The organism is Mesorhizobium sp. AA22, from assembly GCF_001672375.2.
Classification (GTDB): domain Bacteria; phylum Pseudomonadota; class Alphaproteobacteria; order Rhizobiales; family Rhizobiaceae; genus Mesorhizobium; species Mesorhizobium wenxiniae.
This window is the reverse complement of the sequence record NZ_CP048406.1, coordinates 236,516-255,248: the sequence shown is the minus strand read 5'-3', so window position 1 is coordinate 255,248 and position 18,733 is coordinate 236,516. Positions and strand designations below refer to the sequence as shown.

Below are 18,733 nucleotides of genomic sequence, written 5' to 3'. Positions count from 1 at the left end.
GCGGCTCAGTTCTTGTCGACTGGCTTCGAACGCATCCGCGAAACGGTCTCGCGTTCGGCCCGCTTCGAACGCATCGGCGGCAGGCCGCGGTCGATCAGGTCCATGTCCTCCAGCACCATGTCGCCCATGCGCTTGAAAGCGATGTCGAGCGCACCGGCCCGGTGGGCGGAACGCAGGAAGCCGGGCAGCGTGCGCACGGGATGATCCTGCGCCAGCGGCTCTTCCGGAAACACGTCGCTGGCGGCGACGATGTGGCCGCTGCGAACGGCGTCCATCAGCGCCGGAAAATCGACCACACCGGCACGGCTGAGCAGGATGAACGCGGCTCCAGTGCGCATTCTGGCAAAGGCGTCAGCGCCGAGAAACCCTTGGTTTTCGCTGGTCACCGAAGCGACGACGAAGACGAAATCGCTGGTCGACAGAACCGTGTCGAGCGTAGCCGGCTCGACGCCGTTCTCGATGAGGATCGACGGCGGCAGCCACGGATCGAAGACCTTGGTCCGCGTGCGAAAGCCCGACAGCAGCCGGTTGAGCGCGCGGCCGAGATCGCCGAAGCCGATGATACCGACATCCGCGCCGGACAGAAGCCGCGCCGTCCGGTTGCCGTCACCGCCCCACAGCTCCTTGCCCTCACGAAACGCGAGGTCAGCGTCGACGATGTCGCGGGCGAGATTGAGCGCCATGGCAAGGCCGAGCTCGGCCACTGGCTCGGCAAAGACCAGGCCGGTGGTAACAACATGGATGCCGCGCGAAAAAAGCGTCTCATACGGCATGTTGTTGATGAGGTTGCTCTCGACATTGAAGACGCAGCGCAGTGTTCGCATCTTGTCGAGCGTCTCCGGCGCGATCGGCGGCTGGCCGACGATGTAGCGCGCCTCGGCGAGCACGTCGGTCGGCAGGGCCACTACGCCTTCTGGCGACGTTTCGACGATACGATATTTGGCGCGGAATCTCGCCAGTGCCTCGGGCGTGAAAATCAGGTCGAGCGTGCGCGGCTCGGGCGCGCTGATCACCAGCGGCAACACGCTGTCGGACATGGCGGTTCCTCCCGGTGCGATCCGCGTCGCACAACACTAGAATCAACTTTTACCGCCTCGACACCTAGCACATGCCTGTCGAGCAAGAGAACTTTGCCGCCGGCGGCCTTGCGGTGTGGCGGCCGGTAGTCCAGATAGACGGCAATCGAAGGACGACAAGGAAGACAGCGACATGATCCCGTTTCGAAAGAACCTCATCGATGGCGAGTGGGTGGGCAACGCCGGCTCCCGCAACATCAACCCGTCCAATCTCGACGATGTGGTCGGCGAATATGCGTCGGGGGACGCCGAGCAGGCCCGGCAGGCCATCACGGCGGCGAAAGCGGCATTTCCGGCTTGGTCCCGATCGGGCCTGCTGGCACGCCATGCGGTGCTGAGGAAGGCGTCGGACGAGATCACCGCGCGTAAAGATGAAATCGGCCGGGCATTGGCGCGCGAAGAAGGCAAGACGCTGGTCGAGGGCATTGGCGAGACCGTGCGGGCCGCCCAGATCTTCGATTTCTTTGCTGGTGAGACGCTGCGCCTGTCTGGCGAGCTGGTTCCAAGCGTGCGGCCCGGCGTCGGTGTCGAAATCACCCGGGAGGCGGTCGGCGTCGTCGGCATCATCACGCCGTGGAATTTCCCGATCGCCATTCCGGCGTGGAAAATCGCTCCTGCCCTGGCCTACGGCAACACCATCGTCTTCAAACCGGCCGAGTTGGTTCCGGAGAGCGCCTGGACCATTGTCGACATCCTGCACCGCGCCGGCCTGCCGAAGGGCGTGCTCAATCTCGTCATGGGCAAGGGTTCGGTGGTCGGCCAGGCCATGCTCGACAGCCCTGACCTCAATGCCATCACCTTCACCGGCTCGGTCGGCACCGGCAAGCGCGTGGCTGCCGCCAGCGTAGAGCACATGCGCAAGTTCCAGCTCGAAATGGGCGGCAAGAACCCGCTCGTCGTGCTCGACGATGCAGATCTTGCGGTCGCCGTCGACTGCGCGATCAATGGCGCATACTTCTCGACTGGCCAGCGCTGCACGGCATCGTCCCGCTTGGTGGTGACGGACGGCATCCATGACCGCTTCGTCGACGCGATGAAAGATCGCCTGGGCAAGCTGGCCGTCGGCGACGCTCTCGATGCCAAAACCCAGATCGGACCGGTGGTCGACCAGAGCCAGTTGAAACAGGACGAAGACTATATCGCCATCGGCCGCCAGGAAGGCGCCGATCTGGCCTTCGGTGGCGAGCGGCTCGATCGCGAAACCCGCGGCTTCTACCTGCAACCGGCGCTGTTTACGCAAGCCACCAACGCCATGCGCATCTCGCGCGAGGAGATCTTCGGGCCCGTGGCCAACGTCATCCGCGTCAAGGACTATGACGAGGCGCTGGCGGTGGCCAACGACACGCCGTTCGGGCTGACGTCGGGCATCTGCACGTCGAGCCTCAAGCACGCCACGCATTTCAAGCGCAACTCGGAGGCCGGCATGGTGATGGTCAATCTGCCGACGGCGGGCGTCGATTTCCATGTGCCTTTCGGCGGCCGCAAGGGATCGAGCTTCGGCCCGCGCGAGCAGGGCCGCTACGCGGCGGAGTTCTACACCACGGTGAAGACCGCCTACACGTTCGCCGGCTAATCATGACGGTGACTTGCCGGGCCAAATGAAATCGAACATGCGAGCAGGCCAGTGACGCACTTCCCAGCAAGCGCGAGTTGCTGGGAAGGGCGAACATCTTAGTGTCCGACACGACAGCGACAGCTGGGCGGTAGCCGTCATTGAGCACGGTCCTTAGGGTTCGCCGGCTGCGATAGCCAGCCGCCGCTGAACCCGGCCTTGCACAGGCCGCGACGGATGTGCGGGCTCGACCGCATCAGGTCCCAGATCAGGCGCGAGCGGTGGTTTTCGATCATCAGCACGACGATACCCTGGTCCAGTCCGTAATGCGCATCCGATATCCAGCCACTCGGCCCGAACTTCCGCCGGTTCGCCAGCGTGGGGTTGAAACCGCTCGGCACCCTGAAACTGTCGACCACCTCAGGATGGCGTTCTCTGAGGTGGCGCAGCGCCGGCAGGCAGATTTCCGGCGCGAAGGGCAGCGATGCGAGATACGACCACGGCGCTATCGTTCCGTCGTCGGGGCCGAACGGTGCGCCGCGCGCGGCGTAGCCGGAAAATTTGCGCGGTCGCCGCTCGATCTTCGCGCGGAAGTTGCCGGGCCCGTCACCCGCCGAAAGGCCCCAAAGTCCTTCGCCGTAGCCGTCGTAGCCAGAGGGGTTGTGCCGCGCATAATCCCGATGAAGGTAGGTCGCGCGGCGGCTGTTTTCGAAATAGTCCGAGTTCTTCTCCCGCATGAACGCATCCCGGATGCCGTCGAAGTCAATCCAGGCATGCGAGAACTGGTGCATGAACAGCGGCCCGCCATAGAGCACGTCGTAGCCGTAGATGTTTTCCCATCGATATGTGGCCGTCCAGCCGGCATAACTGTCGTCCGAGGCTGGCTTGTCCGGGGAGGCCATTGCCAGAACGTAGAGCATGGTCGCTTCGTTGTAGCCTTCCCAGCCATAACGCAGAAAGCCGCTCTTCGGCTTCCAGCCCTGTCGCAAGGTCGAATTGCTGCCTTGCGCCCATCGCCAGTCGACGCGCCGGTAGAGGACTTCCGCCAGTTCGCGGACTTCGGTTTCTTCGTCATTGTCGCCCGTGAAATAGGCGCCAGCCACGAGCACGCCAGCCATCAAAAGCGCAGTGTCAACCATCGACAATTCGCATCGCCAGGTGCGCAGGCCGGTCCGGATGTCGAGGAAATGGTAATAGAAACCCTTGTGGCCGGTGACGTCGTCGCCATTGCCTTGCCGGCTGTTCCAGAAGAAGCGCAGTGCGGCAAGCGTCAGCTTTACGGCTGCATCTCGGGTCATCCAGCCACGCTCGACCCCGACCGGATAGCAGGACAGGGCGAAGCCGACGACCGCGATGCTTGCCGGCCAATTTGGCCGCGAGGTGTCGGCAACCAGCCCGTTCTCCGGATTCACGGTTTCCAGAAAATAGCCGAAGGCCGCGCACTGGAAGCGGTCGAGCAGGTCTTCGTCGGACAGTCGAGGTTCGACCCTAAGCAAGCGACGGGAACTCCAGTCTAGCGGCCTTGGCGGTAGATCGCCCAACTTGCTTCAATAGGTGGCCCGGCCGCCGGAAACGTCGAAAACGGCGGCGGTGGTGAAGGAGCATTCCTCGGAAGCGATCCACGAGATCAGCGCCGCCACCTCCTCGACCTCGCCAAACCGCGCCATCGGTATCTTCGACAGCATGAAATCGATGTGCTGCTGGCTCATCTGCTGGAAAATCGCGGTGCGCACCGCCGCCGGCGTGACGCAGTTCACCGTTACCTTGGTCTTGGCCAGTTCCTTGCCCAGAGACTTGGTCAGGCCGATCACCGCCGCCTTGGAGGTGCTGTAGGCAGAGGCATTCGGGTTTCCCTCTTTGCCGGCGATCGAAGCGATGTTGACGATCCTGCCGTAATTGCGCTCGAGCATGTGCGGAACCAGCGCCTTGTTGCAGTAGAAGACGCCGTTGACGTTGATGTCGATGACCCGGTGCCAATCCTCCACCGAATAGTCCCAGGTCGTCATGTTCGGTCCGGTGATGGCCGCACTGGTGACCAGGATATCGACCGCGCCAAGGGCACAGATCGTCTGCCGGGCGGCCTGTTCGACCGCCACGGCATCGGCGACGTCGACAGTCACGCTATGCAAATCGGCAATGACAGCCTTGGCCTGCTCGATCTGGGTGGGGTCGCGATCCCAGACGCAAACGCGCCCGCCCTCTTCAGCGATTCTTAGCGCGACAGCCAGGCCGATTCCGGACGCGCCACCAGTGATCACTGCCGACCGCCCGGCAAACCGTCCCGCAAAACTCATCGGCATGTGCTCTTCCTCCCAATCGGCGGCGAATGTGAAGTCAATGGCGGAGGAGTTCAAGCCAGAGGCTGAAGCTCCGAACAGGTTCATGGTGGGCCACGAGGCGGTAGGAAAAGCCGCGGCAGGGCTAGAGCGTCGGGCTAGCTGGAGTTACGCCGCGCGCACCGGTTCAGACGTTCTTGATCGATTTCCAATGGTTCAGCCGCTCCGCGATCAGCTCTACTCGTCGCTGGTTGTCGCGCCCGTCCAGGATGCTCAAGTCCTCCGGCTCGGCGCGCAGATAGACACCGGAGGTGCGGGCGTTCAGTTTTGGCTGTGTGTCGGCTCGTGTGGTGAAGTACCCGGACGCGCGATCGGCGGACTCCAGCCGGATCTCTCCTGTCCCGTACAACTGCGACGCGTTCGCGTCCAAGGGCCGTTCTCCATTCCAAAAGTAAAAGATGCCGGCAGGCTCCTTTCTCTCCTTTACTGCTTCGCTCCAGTATCTCGCGGACAGACTGCCATTCTCTTGCCATGAGCGGCCGGCTAGCTCCAGCGCACCATCGCGGTCTCGCGAGATCCGCAGGAGGCTCACCGCGGAAGGTTCCTTCACGGTCCGCTCCGACAGGGAAAACTGCCACCAAAGACCCTCTATTCGGGCGGCGCGGCCCTCATTTTCAATCGCTTTTCGCAGCTTTTGGTTGACCGCTCTCATCTCGGCGGCGGTTGTCGCTTCGCCGTACCTCACGGACGTCAGGCCGAGGAGATCGCTTGGAAGCTTGGAGCCGTTGGCATGGAGGATAAACGTTCGGCGCATTCCGAGGACACCGCCGAAAAGGCCGGCTTCGAAGACCACATTGTCTCGCGGAGAAGCTTGAGCGGATACAGGAGCAGGTGATGCCATCAGGCTTGCACTCGTCCAGTCGTCCTGGGCGAACACAAAAGCAGCGAAGTCGACTTCACGCGTAAGCTCAAGGAGGCGCTCCAGTGTGGTTGTCCCGGGATTGAAGGATGTCGTCCAGGGTTCCACATACGCGATGTCTTCAAGACCGCGTGTCAGCGCCTGCAGCAGTTTTTTCTGCTTCCCCGACGAGCCCAGGAAGATTCGAGGTTTGTCCATCCGTTTGCTCCAGCCCAGCAGATCGGGACCACCAGCGTCTGCTGGTTGTCCCCGCCATAGCGTACGCGGAGGGCCTCATTCATTGCAACGGATGCAAGGAATGCCGGCTGCTATTTTTCGGTCCGGTGCTGTGGACTGCGAAAACAGTTCCGCGCGGTGGCGATGCCGAGCTTCTCATGAATCCGGCGGCGATGGCTCTTGACCGTGATGCCGAGGCGCTGACAATGTTTGGAGCCAGAAGCCGGCCTGGATGCTCAGTTCTTGCGGCCTTTTACCGCCTTCCCGGGGCGTCCTTGTGGCTGTTTTTGCCTCATTTGGGTGACAGGCTGCAGGGGATGGGTTATATTGCACTGCACAATGGAAGCGTTCGCGCCTGGCGCGGCGGCGAATCGGCATTGAACTCATGGACGGGAATTCGCTACCGAGATGAAGATACCAAAATCTCTGTTGGTCGACCCGGAGAAGAGCACGGTCTATGGCACATTTGCTGTCGCCATCTCCATTTGGGCGTTCTCCTACTCCTACCTTTTCGGCCAGATCCTGATCCTGGCCTATTATGCGGTCTGGCTTCCCCTGATCATGGTAGATTACCGGCGGCTGTTGCGACATGCCTCCAGCGCGTGGCTGCCACTGGCGTTTGCAATCTACGTCTGCCTCTCGGTGTTCTGGTCGGATGCTCCGGGCATCACGTTGAGGACGGCGATCCAGTATTGCTCTCATATCGCCTGCGCCTATATCGCCGCGCGCACCGTCAGCGTTCGGACGTTGACAATAGGCTCACTGATCGGGATCTTTCTCGTCCTGCTCTACTCGCTTATGGTCGGGGGTTATTCGTATGATGGCCTCGACGGGACGTATAATTTCGTCGGCGCATTCAGCTCCAAGAACCAGATTGGCTTTGTTGCCTCCCTTGGCATCTATTTTTGCGTTGTCTTGCTGACCTTTCTCAAGCGCGGCCGGATCAGCCTTTTCTTGACGGCGCCCGTCCTCGTCCTGTCGGCCTATCTGCTGGTCATTTCGCATTCAGCCACCTCGATGGCTTCGGTACCGGCAGTTCTCGCTCTGGTCGCTCTGCTTGCCATGGCGAAGAAGCTTTCGCTCCGCTACCGACGGGTGATTTTCCTGGTCGGCGCATGCGGGCTGGTCGCGGTCACCGCGGTTGCCTTTGCGGGGCTTCTGGATTTCGTCCTTGGCGTCTTCGGAAAAGACTCCACGCTCACCGGACGGACCTATCTCTGGGAGCAGGGCTGGCGTGCGGCGCAGCAAGCGCCGATCCTCGGCGTCGGCTACGCGGGCTACTGGGTGCAGGGTTTCGCCGAGGCCGAACGGCTTTGGAACGAATTCTACATCACGACCCGAAGCGGCTTCCACTTCCACAACACCTATGTCGAAGCGCTCGTCGAGCTTGGCTATGTCGGGGCGACGCTGATTTCGCTGATCATCGTGCGCACGCTGTGGGGCCACATATCGGCGTTGATATTCAGGACGTGGCAGGCCGAATCTGTGATTCTTGCCGGCGTGATGGTGCTTCTGTTCATCCGGTCCTTCGTCGAGGTCGAGACCCTCAACCCCTACATTATGGGCTCCTTCCTTCTGTATTACAGCTACTTCAAACTGGTGAAGGTGCCTGTCGCCCGCCCTCGGTGGACGGCGGCGAGCCTCGCGGAACCAGAAACCGCAAAGGGCTAAGAGAAGCGCAGAATGTCACCTTGATTTCGTTCGTTAAAATTACCGTCAAAAACGAATGTAATCTTGGGGCGCCACAATTTCGCGAATTATTCGGGCGGGATTTCCTGCAACCAGGCTTCGCGGCGGTGCACTTTTGGTGACCACAGAGCCGGCTCCAATTACGCTATGATCCCCGATTTCGACCCCAGGCAGGATTATTGAATTCGGCCTATCCAAACATTATCCCAATCAGGACAGCTTTCGCTTTAACACCGGCACCCTCTTCGACCTCATGATAGTTTGAGTCTTGGATTACAACCGATTCGCCAATAAGGCATCCTTTTCCGATGCTTACTGCGACAGATGCGTCGATCGTAGCTCCGCTGTTTATAAAAGATCTAGAGCCAATTGACAGACTTGCGTTCCGGCGTGCATGAAACCAGGAACGTGACCCAAACCCTCGAAACGAAACGCGAGAGCCAAATCTAAAAATTGCCTTTTCCTCCTATATGAGGCGAGACACCAAGTACCGAAACTCGATCGGTTATTTCGATACCCCTCACTGCCCAAATGAATGTAACTATTGCGCCTTTAATATACCTTCTACCACGATAGATATTCACCTCGCTTCCCCCACCGATTGGCACTTTTCGCCGAGAAGCGTGCATCTATGCGGACGGCCTCGGCATGACGCTCCCTTTGAGCGTCAGCTGACGTTGGGGTATTCGATCGCTCGAGTTCTATTGGCTAGCCATTGGCGCCAGCTTCACCTTGATCACGTCCCCGGGCAGCACGGGCGTGTCTTCACTGGCGGCAATTTCGCTGGTCTTGCCGTCGACCACCCGAACCAGGGCAAAGGACATCGTTGGCTCTTCGCCGTCGCGATAGCGTTGTAATGCCGGGTTCCCCGACATGGCTTCGGCCATCAGGCCGGTTTGCATGTTCATCTTGAGCATCGTCGCACTGAGATCGGCTTCTACCTGTTGCCGGTCGGCGGCGAGGCTCGCATTCTGAGTGTTTTCCAGGTCGATGGCATCCTGATTGGCCTTGCTGATCGACTGCTTGGCGGTAAGGATGGCCGTGTCGTAATCCAGGATCTGGCCTTCCAGGTCGGCGATCGTTTGTTGCGAAGTCAGAACCCGCGTGTTGACGACAAGGCCTTTCTGCGCCAGCGAGCCGATGCCGCTGAGCTGTTCCTTTGCCAGGTCGACCTGCCGCTGCTGGTTGACGATCTTTTTCTGCAGCGAATCGATCTCGCTCTGCAGTAGCTTCTTCAAATCGTCGAGCGCCTGAAGGCGCAGTTTAAGCTTCTTTTGATCGGCCGTCAGGATCGCCATCTCGTCCGCAACGACGCTTGCCACCTTCGGATCGTTGGCCACCTCCTTCGGCACGTCAAATGTCGGCTTGTCCGCCATCTCCGCTTCGATGCGCGCGCGCCTGACGATCAGCCGGACCCGTTGGTCTTCGAGAACGTCAAAATCGCCCTTGGCATTGATCATGTCGCGGTCGTACCGCTGTCCTTCGGGGGCCCGCCGGACACCGCCGGCGATGCTCATCGCCCTCAGGACGGTCAGACCAGGCACGTAGGGATACTGGCCAGGCGTCTGCACCTCCCCGGAAATGTAGAATGGCCTGTACTCCGCCATTTCGACGGAGGCTTCCGGCCGGTCCGCCAAGGCGAGCTTGCGCTGGAGCGCCTGGCCGATCGCTGCCGCGATCTCGGATGTGGTCTTGCCGGATGCCGGCATTTCGCCGACGAACGGCACGGACAATGTTCCGGCCGGGCCGACTGTGTACTCTCCGTTGACGGCCGTCCAGTCGCGGAACGTGCCTTCAACGGTCTGCCATTCGGCCACGCGGATGGTCAGCTTGTCCTGCGATCCGAGGCGATACTCATCGGCGGCGGCGAGTTGGGGAATGGTGAGCGCCAGCGCGAGGCAAGTGGTCATAAGCCGCATCCGCCGCATGCGATTGCCAGCAATGCCGGCGCAGGAGATTTTGAAGATATCTGTTTTCAACTGTACGTTTTCCGATCCGCTTTAGCCCCGCCCGATGAAACTTGCTGCAGAATGGTTGGCATCTGGACAGTCACTCTTCCACACAGAACCGGCTCCCGGTCGCTCAGTAGCAGCCCCGCGACATCCAGACGGCAGGCACGGTCTTGACGATGATGCGAATGTCCTGGAACAGCGACCAGTTCTCGACATAGTGGCGATCGAATGCGACGCGGCTGTCATAGGAAACGTCATTGCGGCCGCTGACCTGCCAAAGCCCGGTTAGGCCGGGGCGCGATTTCAGGTAATAGACGGCCGAACTGCCATAAATCTCAAGCTCGTCGCGTACGACGGGGCGAGGACCGACAAGGCTCATGTCACCCTGAAGAATATTGATGATTTGCGGCAGTTCATCGAGGCTGAGCTTCCTCAGCACGGCCCCGACGCGCGTGACGCGCGGATCGTTCTTGAGCTTGCGGGTCGCCATCCATTCGGCTTTGGCGTCCGGGTTGGCGGCAAGATATGAAGCCAGCACCTGTTCGCCATTCTGAACCATGGTGCGAAACTTGAGGCACGGGAAAATCCGTCCTCCGCGACCGATCCGGCTGTGACCGTAGAAAATCGGTCCGCCGTCAGAGAACTTGACAAGCAGCGCGACCATCACAAACAGCGGACTGAGAGCAACCAGGCCAATCAGTGAACCGGCGATATCGAAGCTGCGTTTGAGCAGGCCGCCGATCGGTGGAAAATCGATACCTGCCTGCGAAAAATCCGCGTCGGCCGGCTTGGCTACGTCCCTCATGCATAAACTCCATACGTTGAACGGATGGTTTGCCGCACGATATCAAAAAAATGCTGCATCGCAACACACAATTTCTTGAGCGCCTGAAATAATCACGTCATGACTTGACTAAATAATAAACCGATCCTGCACAAATTTTCGCCTTTATGGCGCGTTCGTGACAAATTCTGGGCAACCTTGAAAAATCTAGTGCGTTTTTGAGGCTTAGGTTGGGCAAATCGCTCTTTGTGCCGGGTTATTGAGCATTTATCATCCTTTAGTTTGGTAAAATATAGAGAGGGTTTAAAGTAAAGTACTGATTAATATTGTAGCTCCTACTGAAGCGGGTCGCTACGGGGTGATTGGTCGTGATGTCGATGTGTGCATCGCAACATGGCAGAGTCGATCCCGCGAACTTATCCAAAATAATTTGCGGTTGGCCTTGCCCGATATTGCACACCTTAATAGAGTTGCAAATTGTTTCTGTCAGAGTATGGACAGCGTGGGAAGGCCGGAAGCAACCGGCCAAAGAAAGCGAGCGGCCTCAACAAGCTCGCATGGCGAAGGGAGGCTCGGGGTGGGTCGATCATCGATTTTTGCCCGAGCAGGTTGACGGGCTGTCGGGTATGTCGCTACCAAAATTCATTGTCGGCATGATTTTCGCTCTGGCGATCGTGGTCGCATGGTCTTGTTTCGACGGTGCTTCGCTAGACACGACGCTTTTTCGCGCTGTAGCCTGCGCCATTGTCATCCAGCTGGGCTACTTTCTGCTGGTTTTCGTCATGGTTGTCAGAAATTCCCCGACGTCGGCTGATAAGATTCGCGATGCCGAACGAAAGCTGAGTTCGACCGAAGTGGCCGACGGCGAGAAGTTCAGTGCCAGGAGAAGCCTGCACTGACCTGACGACAGAAAGCGTCGGCCGGATGCTGGCGGACTGCTCGCCCGACAGCATCCTGGGCAACCGGCCTCCGGATTTTTCATTCAGCCTCGGATCCTGTGACTCAGCTCTAATTTGCGTAAACTCTGTCGATCGACCTGGTGATCAGCGATTCGAGTGCGCTGACGGTCCCATCCATGATGAGCAGGGACGGTTTGCGAAGCAGTCCGTCTATCCGCGGGTATTTCACCGCCCATCGATTGCGCCATGACGACACCGAAAGGAAAGACTGGACGGAGCGAATGATTTTAACGATGCTTTGCTTCGCAATTGCAGCATAAGCGCCGGCTGATGTTTTCGAACAGCCGGACAGGCAGTGAGAACGAGAGCTGCATGGACATCAAACCGGGGGCGGCGAGAAGTTCGGAGCTACCTGTGCAGTCGAGAAACGAATGGATGACAGAACCCCAGGTCTGCGTGATCATCGCCGCCCGCAACGCGGCGCGGACAATTCCAGTGGGCATCGCGTCGGCATTGCGCGAGCCGGAGGTGGCCGAAGTCGTCGTCGTCGATGACGCCTCCACTGACGACACCGCGAAAGTCGCTCGGGCGGCCGACGATGGCAGCGGCAGGCTTTCCGTCATCCGGCTCGACGTCAACGGCGGTCCCTCCTTCGCCCGCAACGCCGCGATCGCCAGCTCCAGATCGCCGTTCATCAGCATTCTGGACGCCGACGATTTTTTTCTCGAGGGCAGATTTCGCGAGTTGTTCGCCAGCGCCGATTGGGATTTCGCTGCGGACAACATCATGATGATCAGGGACGATGCGGTGACCGACGTCTCGAAAATCACCGCTCCGCGGTTTTCGGCCGATCCGGAATTCCTCGATTTCGAGCGTTTCATCGAAGGCAACATCTCCAGTCGCCGTGTGCAGAGAGGTGAGTTGGGTTTCCTCAAACCGGTGATCAGCCGCGCTTTTCTTGACCGACATGGACTGCGCTATGACGAAAACCTGCGGCTTGGCGAAGACTATGAACTCTACGCGCGCGCGGTTGCTTGCGGGGCGCGCTTCAAAGTCATCAGGTCCTGCGGCTATGGCGCGATCGTTCGCGCGGACTCGCTGAGCGGCCAGCACAAGACGCAGGACCTCAAGCGTCTGGCCGACGCGGATCTGGCGCTGCTGACGATCGATAGTTTGCCGGAAGGGTCTAAGGCCGTGCTCAGAAGGCACGAACGGCAGGTACGCGACAAATATCGGTTGCGAAACTTCCTCGACGTGAAGAACGAGCAGGGGCTGACATCGGCTGCGGCCTACGCCCTGGCCAGCCAATCCAACCTCATCCCCATCCTTCGCGGCGTGGCCGCCGACAAGCTGGATGCGTTGTTTCGCCGCGCCGGCTTTGCCTCGAAGCAGCCTGTGCCGCCGCTGCGCTTTCTCATGGCCGCAACCAGCCCGGTCGGCAAGCCTTGAGCTGGTCCGCAACCGGCGCCATGCCGATCATGTCAACAGGTCCTTACCACGCTTCAAAGTGATGCGAATTTCCGATTCGCCGCACTAGGTGGTTGCCTACTCGCTTTGGGGATGGCATGTATGTTGCGGTGCAGCAATTTTGATTGGCTATTTGAATCGGCACGAAAATGTCCCCCAGTCAGAGGAGTTGGACGATGCGACAAGACTTTTTTGGCCGGACGGGCACAGGGATAGCCTTAGGCCGGTTATGACAGGAAACTGAGCGCATGGCCTCGATATTTGGCTTCAGATCTAGGGATCCGGCCCGAGACAGGCAGACCGACATCTCGCGCCTTGACCGCCTGGCAAAGCTGCTTGACCAGATCGCAGCCGAGGTCGAGGCGGAGAAAAACGGCCTTGAGAATCGCTACCAGACAACGGCCACCAACGCGGCCTTCCTGGTCGAGGCGATGGAGAATGGGGCGGCCTCCTCCAGCAGATCCTCCGAGGTCAGCGAGCTGACGAAGTCGATCCTGAACTACGAGCGGCGCATCGCGGCGCTCGCGCGCCAGAACGAATTGATGAAAGATCTCCGTCATTCGCTGGATGCAATCTTCGACGAAAGCGCCCAGCGTAGCTCGAAGGCAGATTTCGCCAAGCCGGCCGCCGGCACGGAGTGAACTTCAAGATCCCTGGATGGGCCCACAGGCAGGAGGTTTGGTGTCACTGGGCAAGTTAAGGCAAGCACAAGGAAGGTACTGGCAGAAGGTCAAGGTCAGCTCGTTTCGTCATGGTTTGAACGTCGACTTTGGGTTGGGGCGCAGCACAAAGGTGAGTTTGGTATGAACGCGGATCCGAAAAGCACGTCCACCCCAGCAACCGGCGGCAGGCCGTTCACGCGCTCGATCAGGCAAGGGAACCTGAGGCAGTTATGTTCGGGCGGCGCGTTTCTGCTGTTTGCACTCGGCAGCGTGGTTGCAGGCCCGACCCCTTCCCATTCGCAGGACATCCCGACAGCGCCATCGTTCGTCGACGATTTCACCAGCTTCGATCGTGCGCGTTGGTACATTGCCGACGGCTGGACGAACGGCAAGCACCAGAACTGCACCTGGTCCAAAAGCCAGGTCCGGCTTTCCGACGGCATGCTGACGCTCGGTTTCGAAAAGCGGAAGCTAAAGGATCGCGACTTTGCCTGCGGCGAGGTCCAGACCAAGCAGCGCTTCGGCTATGGCACCTATGAGGCGCGGATGAAAACCGATGCGGGCTCCGGCATCAATGCCGCCTTCTTCACCTACATCGGCCCCACTGACAAGCAGCCGCATGACGAAATCGACTTCGAGGTGCTGACGAAGGACACCTCCAAGGTGCAGGTCAACGCCTACATAGCCGGCAAGGGCAAGAACGAGAAATTGGTGGATGTAGCTGGCGGTACCGACAAGGTTTTTAACGACTACGCCTTCGTCTGGGAGAAGGACAGACTGCGCTGGTACGTCAACGGCCAACTGGTGAACACGATCAAAGATCCGGCAAAGCTGCCCACTCACGCGCAAAAGATATTCTTCAGCCTGTGGGGCAGCGACACGCTGAAGAACTGGATGGGACCGTTTTCGGATCCGGGTCGAAAACTCATCATGCAAGTGGACCGTGTCGCTTTCACGGCGCTAGGTCAGCCATGCCAGTTTCCGGAATCGCTGGCATGCAGCATAAAGTAAAGACTAATCTGAACCGGCCGGACCGAAAGCGCTCCGAAGTCTTGAACAGGAATGAAACCAAATGAATTTGACGGTTTTTGGAATTGGCTATGTCGGTCTCGTGCAGGCGGCGGTGCTTGCCGAAGTCGGACACCAGGTGGTGTGCGTCGACATCGACGTGAAAAAGGTCGAGCGGCTCAATCAGGGCCTCATCCCGATTTTCGAGCCTGGGCTCGAAAACCTCGTCAAGGAGAACCACGCGGCCGGCCGCATCAAGTTCACCACCGATGCCGCGGCCGCCGTCAAGCATGGCCAGATACAGATGATCGCTGTCGGCACGCCTCCGGGCGAGGATGGTTCTGCCGACCTCAAATATGTGCTGGCCGTTGCCGAGGCCATCGGCCGGGAGATGGACGCGCCCAAGATCGTCGTCGGTAAGTCGACCGTGCCGGTCGGCACCTGCGAGAAGATAAAGGCCAGGATCGCCGCGACGCTGAAGGCGCGCGGCCGCGAGGATCTGGGTTTCGACGTCGCCTCCAATCCGGAATTCCTCAAGGAAGGCTCCGCGGTGGCCGACTGCATGAAGCCCGACCGCATCATCGTCGGCACCGGCAGCGAGGATACCGAGGCGGTGATGCGTGAGCTTTACGCTCCGTTCAACCGCAACCACGAAAAGATGATCGTCATGGATGTGCGCAGCGCCGAGTTCACCAAATACGCGGCCAATTGCATGCTGGCGACCAAGATCAGCTTTATGAACGAAATGGCCAACCTGGCCGAGGAACTCGGCGCCGACATCGAGGAGGTCCGCAAGGGCATCGGCAGCGATCCGCGCATCGGCTACCACTTCATCTATCCGGGCCTCGGCTATGGCGGCTCATGCTTCCCCAAGGACGTGCGCGCCCTGATCAAGACCGCCGAAGGCGTCAAATTCGATGCCAAGCTGCTGCGCGCGGTCGAGGAACGCAACAACGAACAGAAGTCGGTCCTGTTCGACAAGGTGAGCCGCTATTTCAAGGGCAATCTGAAGGGCAAGACCTTTGCGCTGTGGGGCCTCGCTTTCAAGCCCAATACCGACGACATGCGCGAGGCGCCGGCGCGTGTCTTGATGGAAGCGCTCTGGAAGGCCGGTGCCAAAGTGCAGGCTTACGATCCCGAGGCGATGCAGGAATGCCAGGCCATCTACGGACTGCGCGAGGATCTGCTTTTGTGCGGGACCAAGGAGGCAGCGCTGCGTGGCGCCGATGCGCTCATGATCGCAACCGAGTGGAAGAACTTCCAGGCGCCGTCGTTCGACGCGATGAAGGATGCGCTGATCACGCCGATCATCTTCGACGGCAGAAATCTCTACGACCCCAAGGTCATCGCTCGCTACGGCATCGAATATCACAGCATCGGCAGGATGGCGGCGTGAGATCATGCGGGAAAGCCTGTTGCCTTGACAGCGGGACACGACGGAGGCTGGCGGGAACTGATGGATATCTTCTGCCTTAGTAAACCGCTTTTGAACAAACCCAGAATGCGACAAGGAGCTGGAGCCATGAAAGTCCTTTTTGCAGGTGGCAACGGTTACACTCCCCAGTTCAGCGGCGGTGTCCAATCCAGCACCCACCATCTGGCCGAACAGTTGCTTGAACATGGCCACGAGGCATCAGTGCTTGCCGCGCTGTTCGGCCAGGGCGTCTTTGGCTACAAGGCGCGCGCCAAGATGAAGCTTCTGAGGCAGCGCGCCGTCATCGACAGCTATCCCGGTTACCCTGTGGTGCGGGCGTGGTTTCCCTGGGAAGCGGCGCGCTTTGCCGTCGAAAGGCTCGATCCCGACGTCGCCGTCGTGCAGTGCCACAAATCGGTGCCGATCGGAAAGGCGCTGCAGGCGCTTGGCGTGCCGCTGGTCGTCTATCTGCGGAACGTCGAATTCCACGAATTGGGCGGGGATCTGCGAGAGCTGCATTCGGCGCTTTATATCGCCAATTCCGAGTTCACGGCGCGCACCTACAAGGCAAAATTCGACATCGATTCGACGGTCATACCGCCGACCATCAATCCCGCGCTCTACAGCACGCCGACGACAGGCGAGTTTGTTACGCTGATCAACCCTTACAATGAAAAAGGATTCGAACTCGCGGTGCGCATTGCCGGCCAATGCTCCGAAATTCCGTTCCTGTTCGTCGAAAGTTGGAAGCTCGACGACGACCACCGGGCACAGATCGAACGGACCATCGCGCCGCTGCGCAATGTCAGGCTGGAAAGCCGCACCAGCGACATGAAGACGGTCTATAGCCGGACCAAGATCCTGCTGGCGCCCAGCAAATGGGAAGAGGCCTGGGGGCGCGTGGCATCCGAGGCCCATTGCAGCGGCATTCCGGTCGTCGGGTCCCGGCGCGGCGGCCTGCCGGAAGCGATTGGCGCCGGTGGCGTGGTGCTCGATTATGACGCACCGCTCGACGACTGGGCCGCGGCGATCAGGCGGCTGTGGAACGACAGCCAGGAATATGAACGGCTCTCGGCGGCGGCACGTGAATTTTCCGAGCGGCCGGCGCTGGATCCTGAACGTCAGTTCGCGACCTTCTTTTCGATGCTCGGCCGGGCGGCCCAGCAGGGTTCGCGCCAAGCCGCCTGATTAATGCATGTCGCCCAAAAGCATGCCCTTGAGGCTTGAACCGAGGTTGCGCAGCGGTCGGATGAATTGCAATCTCACTGATCGACATCAGTTCGCCTGTAGCCATGAATTGTCATGACCAGTTTGTCCGATGCCGGCATCGGCTCCCATTTGCCGGCCCAACCTGCGTCCATCACCGCGCCTGCCGCAACCCATAGATCGAAGTACGCCTTCATGGGCTTGTTCGGAAAGGCACCGCCCAGAGTGTCAGCCGGCGTAACCACGGCAGCTTCTTTGCCGTCAATGAGGAAAGCAACACGTTTTCCCGCCTCGTATTCTATGCCAAGGCGGTATCTTTTCCCCGAGAGGTCGCCGAGTTGGATCCACTTTAGCCAAACGCTCTTGTGCTGATTGTCGACGTTTGCCCAAACATTGAGCTGTAGTCCTTTCGTGCCCACGAATTCAAAATCGATTTCCTCATGGGCTTTGTCGTTAAAAGTCCAAAGCGGCGCTGCAACAAGCCCTGGCTTCATCGTCGGGAGAGTGACATCCACTTCCCACCTTGCCGATGAAAAGTCCGATTTACCGCCGGCTACGCCTGTGCGGAAGCTTTCTCGCTGACAGTAAGCTGAAGCGCGCCGTCAACGATTTTGGCGTTCGCCGCCTTCCAGTCATAACCTCCGAGCTTTGGCTCGCCCCACTGCGATGGCACGAAGGGATTGTTATACTTCCAAAGTTGGAGCTTGATCGCTGACCAATCCGGAAGCTTGTCAACGGCAGCTTCCGCGTCTCCTGCGGCAGCACTCTCTGCCACGGCTCGCCTATGAACCAGTTGCAATGCTGCCGAGGTAGCAAGAAGAGCCGACAGTTGTCTGCGTGTGAAATTCATGCGTCTATCTCCGACGGCAGATTCCAGCTTTCCCGACGGCTCATGATGGCCGTTCGTGGTGACCGGCGAACCACACCGTAAATGGCGAAATCGGCGGCATGATGTCCCTTGGCCACAGTTTTGGCTCGACATCTAAGCCGGTCGTTTGACCCGGCTCTTCAGTGTCTCATAGCCGCGTTCGCCAAGCAGCCTGCGCGCGACGATCTTGATGGCCGTCTTGCGCCCTTCCTGCGAATTCATCTGTTTCAAACTGCCTGGAAAGTTGCGGGCGATCCGTCCAAGTGCAGGCAGCGACAGCGAGTCGGGATAAATGACCAGATGCGTTTCCACGCACAGCACCGGTTTGCCGGAAAGCTCGGCGATCTTAAGGGCCTGCTGGTGCTCGCTTTCGATGAACAGCATGGCATCGGACTTGCGCTAGAAATCGGCCTTGAAATTGCCATGCACGCCAAGCCGCTGCCGCTCCGCCTTGCTCGGCAGTTCGAGCATGATCAGCTTGTCGTATTTGATGTCGTGCTTTTGGAGCCATGCTTCCGTGTGGTTGCGGTATTTCTCAAGCCGGCTGGTGACCAGCCATCCGATCTTGCGGGTTGGGCCAAACAGCGGCAGCGCCTCGCTCAGGAATTTCTCGTGTGCGGGTCCGTCGTCGACTTGGTTTTCAGTGTGCAGAGCGGTGATTTTGCCGGTGCGCGCATTCACTTCACCTCGCTCGGTGCCGGCGCGGGCGGCGACCGCGCCGGCAGGAGCTTCACAGCTTCCCACA

At 59.7% G+C, this 18,733-nt stretch carries 16 protein-coding genes and 2 pseudogenes; 8 read left to right on the top strand and 10 right to left on the bottom strand.

The annotated features are described in order from the left end of the window. Window positions 1-5 precede the first annotated feature (5 nt). Window positions 6-1,037 (bottom strand): hydroxyacid dehydrogenase, encoded by a 1,032-nt coding sequence (locus A9K68_RS01170; RefSeq protein ID WP_065006048.1) that lies wholly within the window; start codon window positions 1,035-1,037, stop codon window positions 6-8. 175 nt (window positions 1,038-1,212) lie between these two features. On the opposite strand from A9K68_RS01170, the gene A9K68_RS01165 reads away from it, so the two are divergent. Further along, entirely contained in the window at window positions 1,213-2,649 is a 1,437-nt protein-coding gene (locus tag A9K68_RS01165) for an aldehyde dehydrogenase family protein (protein WP_203546912.1), read from the top strand. 137 nt (window positions 2,650-2,786) lie between these two features. Here A9K68_RS01165 and A9K68_RS01160 read toward each other — a convergent pair whose 3' ends face one another. The 3 genes from A9K68_RS01160 to A9K68_RS01150 all read right to left on the bottom strand — a co-directional run bounded on the left by A9K68_RS01160 (window position 2,787) and on the right by A9K68_RS01150 (window position 6,021). After that, window positions 2,787-4,124 carry a glucoamylase family protein gene (locus tag A9K68_RS01160; RefSeq protein ID WP_065006047.1) on the bottom strand — a complete coding sequence of 446 codons (1,338 nt, stop codon included), beginning with the start codon at window positions 4,122-4,124 and terminating at the stop codon, window positions 2,787-2,789. 51 nt (window positions 4,125-4,175) lie between these two features. Continuing rightward, the gene (locus tag A9K68_RS01155; RefSeq protein ID WP_065006155.1) at window positions 4,176-4,928 is read right to left on the bottom strand and encodes an SDR family NAD(P)-dependent oxidoreductase; all 753 of its coding nucleotides are present in this window, start codon (window positions 4,926-4,928) and stop codon (window positions 4,176-4,178) included. 163 nt (window positions 4,929-5,091) lie between these two features. Further along, on the bottom strand, window positions 5,092-6,021 hold the full coding sequence (locus A9K68_RS01150; RefSeq protein WP_065006046.1) for a TIR domain-containing protein: 930 nt from the start codon (window positions 6,019-6,021) through the stop codon (window positions 5,092-5,094). A gap of 426 nt (window positions 6,022-6,447) precedes the next feature. Between A9K68_RS01150 and A9K68_RS01145 the strand changes: the two genes are divergently transcribed. Beyond that, window positions 6,448-7,710, top strand: coding sequence for an O-antigen ligase (locus A9K68_RS01145; protein ID WP_065006045.1), 1,263 nt, complete (start codon window positions 6,448-6,450; stop codon window positions 7,708-7,710). 81 nt (window positions 7,711-7,791) lie between these two features. On the opposite strand, the pseudogene A9K68_RS01140 reads toward A9K68_RS01145, so the two are convergent. The 3 genes and pseudogenes from A9K68_RS01140 to A9K68_RS01130 all read right to left on the bottom strand — a co-directional run. Further along, window positions 7,792-7,911, bottom strand: a pseudogene (locus A9K68_RS01140) (acyltransferase); the annotation flags it as partial. Between the two features lie 518 nt (window positions 7,912-8,429). Next, entirely contained in the window at window positions 8,430-9,638 is a 1,209-nt protein-coding gene (locus tag A9K68_RS01135; RefSeq protein WP_082982113.1) for a polysaccharide biosynthesis/export family protein, read from the bottom strand. A 172-nt stretch (window positions 9,639-9,810) separates the two neighbouring features. After that, window positions 9,811-10,485 (bottom strand): sugar transferase, encoded by a 675-nt coding sequence (locus tag A9K68_RS01130; RefSeq protein ID WP_065006044.1) that lies wholly within the window; start codon window positions 10,483-10,485, stop codon window positions 9,811-9,813. Between the two features lie 536 nt (window positions 10,486-11,021). Here A9K68_RS01130 and A9K68_RS01125 point away from each other — a divergent pair. From A9K68_RS01125 to A9K68_RS01100, 6 genes are all read left to right on the top strand, one after another. Next, window positions 11,022-11,363, top strand: coding sequence for an exopolysaccharide production repressor exox (locus A9K68_RS01125; protein ID WP_245316089.1), 342 nt, complete (start codon window positions 11,022-11,024; stop codon window positions 11,361-11,363). A 435-nt stretch (window positions 11,364-11,798) separates the two neighbouring features. Beyond that, window positions 11,799-12,812 carry a glycosyltransferase family 2 protein gene (locus A9K68_RS01120; protein WP_065006153.1) on the top strand — a complete coding sequence of 338 codons (1,014 nt, stop codon included), beginning with the start codon at window positions 11,799-11,801 and terminating at the stop codon, window positions 12,810-12,812. Window positions 12,813-13,078: 266 nt separating this feature from the next. Continuing rightward, window positions 13,079-13,471 carry a hypothetical protein gene (locus A9K68_RS01115; protein ID WP_065006042.1) on the top strand — a complete coding sequence of 131 codons (393 nt, stop codon included), beginning with the start codon at window positions 13,079-13,081 and terminating at the stop codon, window positions 13,469-13,471. A gap of 162 nt (window positions 13,472-13,633) precedes the next feature. Next, complete coding sequence (locus A9K68_RS01110; protein WP_082982099.1) at window positions 13,634-14,503, top strand: family 16 glycosylhydrolase; 870 nt, start codon at window positions 13,634-13,636, stop codon at window positions 14,501-14,503. A 61-nt stretch (window positions 14,504-14,564) separates the two neighbouring features. Continuing rightward, the gene (locus tag A9K68_RS01105; RefSeq protein ID WP_065006041.1) at window positions 14,565-15,896 is read left to right on the top strand and encodes a UDP-glucose/GDP-mannose dehydrogenase family protein; all 1,332 of its coding nucleotides are present in this window, start codon (window positions 14,565-14,567) and stop codon (window positions 15,894-15,896) included. Between the two features lie 126 nt (window positions 15,897-16,022). Further along, the gene (locus A9K68_RS01100; RefSeq protein ID WP_065006040.1) at window positions 16,023-17,102 is read left to right on the top strand and encodes a glycosyltransferase; all 1,080 of its coding nucleotides are present in this window, start codon (window positions 16,023-16,025) and stop codon (window positions 17,100-17,102) included. A gap of 74 nt (window positions 17,103-17,176) precedes the next feature. On the opposite strand, the gene A9K68_RS01095 is transcribed toward A9K68_RS01100, so the two are convergent. The 3 genes and pseudogenes from A9K68_RS01095 to A9K68_RS32410 form a co-directional block, all read right to left on the bottom strand. After that, window positions 17,177-17,635 carry a family 16 glycosylhydrolase gene (locus A9K68_RS01095; RefSeq protein ID WP_082982098.1) on the bottom strand — a complete coding sequence of 153 codons (459 nt, stop codon included), beginning with the start codon at window positions 17,633-17,635 and terminating at the stop codon, window positions 17,177-17,179. Between the two features lie 38 nt (window positions 17,636-17,673). Next, window positions 17,674-17,970: a hypothetical protein gene (locus tag A9K68_RS01090; RefSeq protein WP_156768174.1), complete on the bottom strand. Its 297-nt coding sequence runs from the start codon at window positions 17,968-17,970 to the stop codon at window positions 17,674-17,676. 132 nt (window positions 17,971-18,102) lie between these two features. Continuing rightward, window positions 18,103-18,633 (bottom strand): annotated as a pseudogene (locus tag A9K68_RS32410) (phosphoribosyltransferase); the annotation flags it as partial. Window positions 18,634-18,733: the final 100 nt, after the last annotated feature.

What these genes read in the sequence shown, in the direction of transcription:
- A9K68_RS01125 (WP_245316089.1), top strand. Translation starts at nt 11,022, where the DNA reads ATGGCGAAGGGAGGCTCGGGGTGGGTCGATCATCGATTTTTGCCCGAG.
- A9K68_RS01170 (WP_065006048.1), bottom strand. Translation starts at nt 1,037, where the DNA reads ATGTCCGACAGCGTGTTGCCGCTGGTGATCAGCGCGCCCGAGCCGCGC.
- A9K68_RS01105 (WP_065006041.1), top strand. Translation starts at nt 14,565, where the DNA reads ATGAATTTGACGGTTTTTGGAATTGGCTATGTCGGTCTCGTGCAGGCG.
- A9K68_RS01155 (WP_065006155.1), bottom strand. Translation starts at nt 4,928, where the DNA reads ATGCCGATGAGTTTTGCGGGACGGTTTGCCGGGCGGTCGGCAGTGATC.
- A9K68_RS01145 (WP_065006045.1), top strand. Translation starts at nt 6,448, where the DNA reads ATGAAGATACCAAAATCTCTGTTGGTCGACCCGGAGAAGAGCACGGTC.
- A9K68_RS01090 (WP_156768174.1), bottom strand. Translation starts at nt 17,970, where the DNA reads ATGAATTTCACACGCAGACAACTGTCGGCTCTTCTTGCTACCTCGGCA.
- A9K68_RS01120 (WP_065006153.1), top strand. Translation starts at nt 11,799, where the DNA reads ATGACAGAACCCCAGGTCTGCGTGATCATCGCCGCCCGCAACGCGGCG.
- A9K68_RS01100 (WP_065006040.1), top strand. Translation starts at nt 16,023, where the DNA reads ATGAAAGTCCTTTTTGCAGGTGGCAACGGTTACACTCCCCAGTTCAGC.
- A9K68_RS01130 (WP_065006044.1), bottom strand. Translation starts at nt 10,485, where the DNA reads ATGAGGGACGTAGCCAAGCCGGCCGACGCGGATTTTTCGCAGGCAGGT.
- A9K68_RS01115 (WP_065006042.1), top strand. Translation starts at nt 13,079, where the DNA reads ATGGCCTCGATATTTGGCTTCAGATCTAGGGATCCGGCCCGAGACAGG.
- A9K68_RS01135 (WP_082982113.1), bottom strand. Translation starts at nt 9,638, where the DNA reads ATGACCACTTGCCTCGCGCTGGCGCTCACCATTCCCCAACTCGCCGCC.
- A9K68_RS01110 (WP_082982099.1), top strand. Translation starts at nt 13,634, where the DNA reads ATGAACGCGGATCCGAAAAGCACGTCCACCCCAGCAACCGGCGGCAGG.
- A9K68_RS01150 (WP_065006046.1), bottom strand. Translation starts at nt 6,021, where the DNA reads ATGGACAAACCTCGAATCTTCCTGGGCTCGTCGGGGAAGCAGAAAAAA.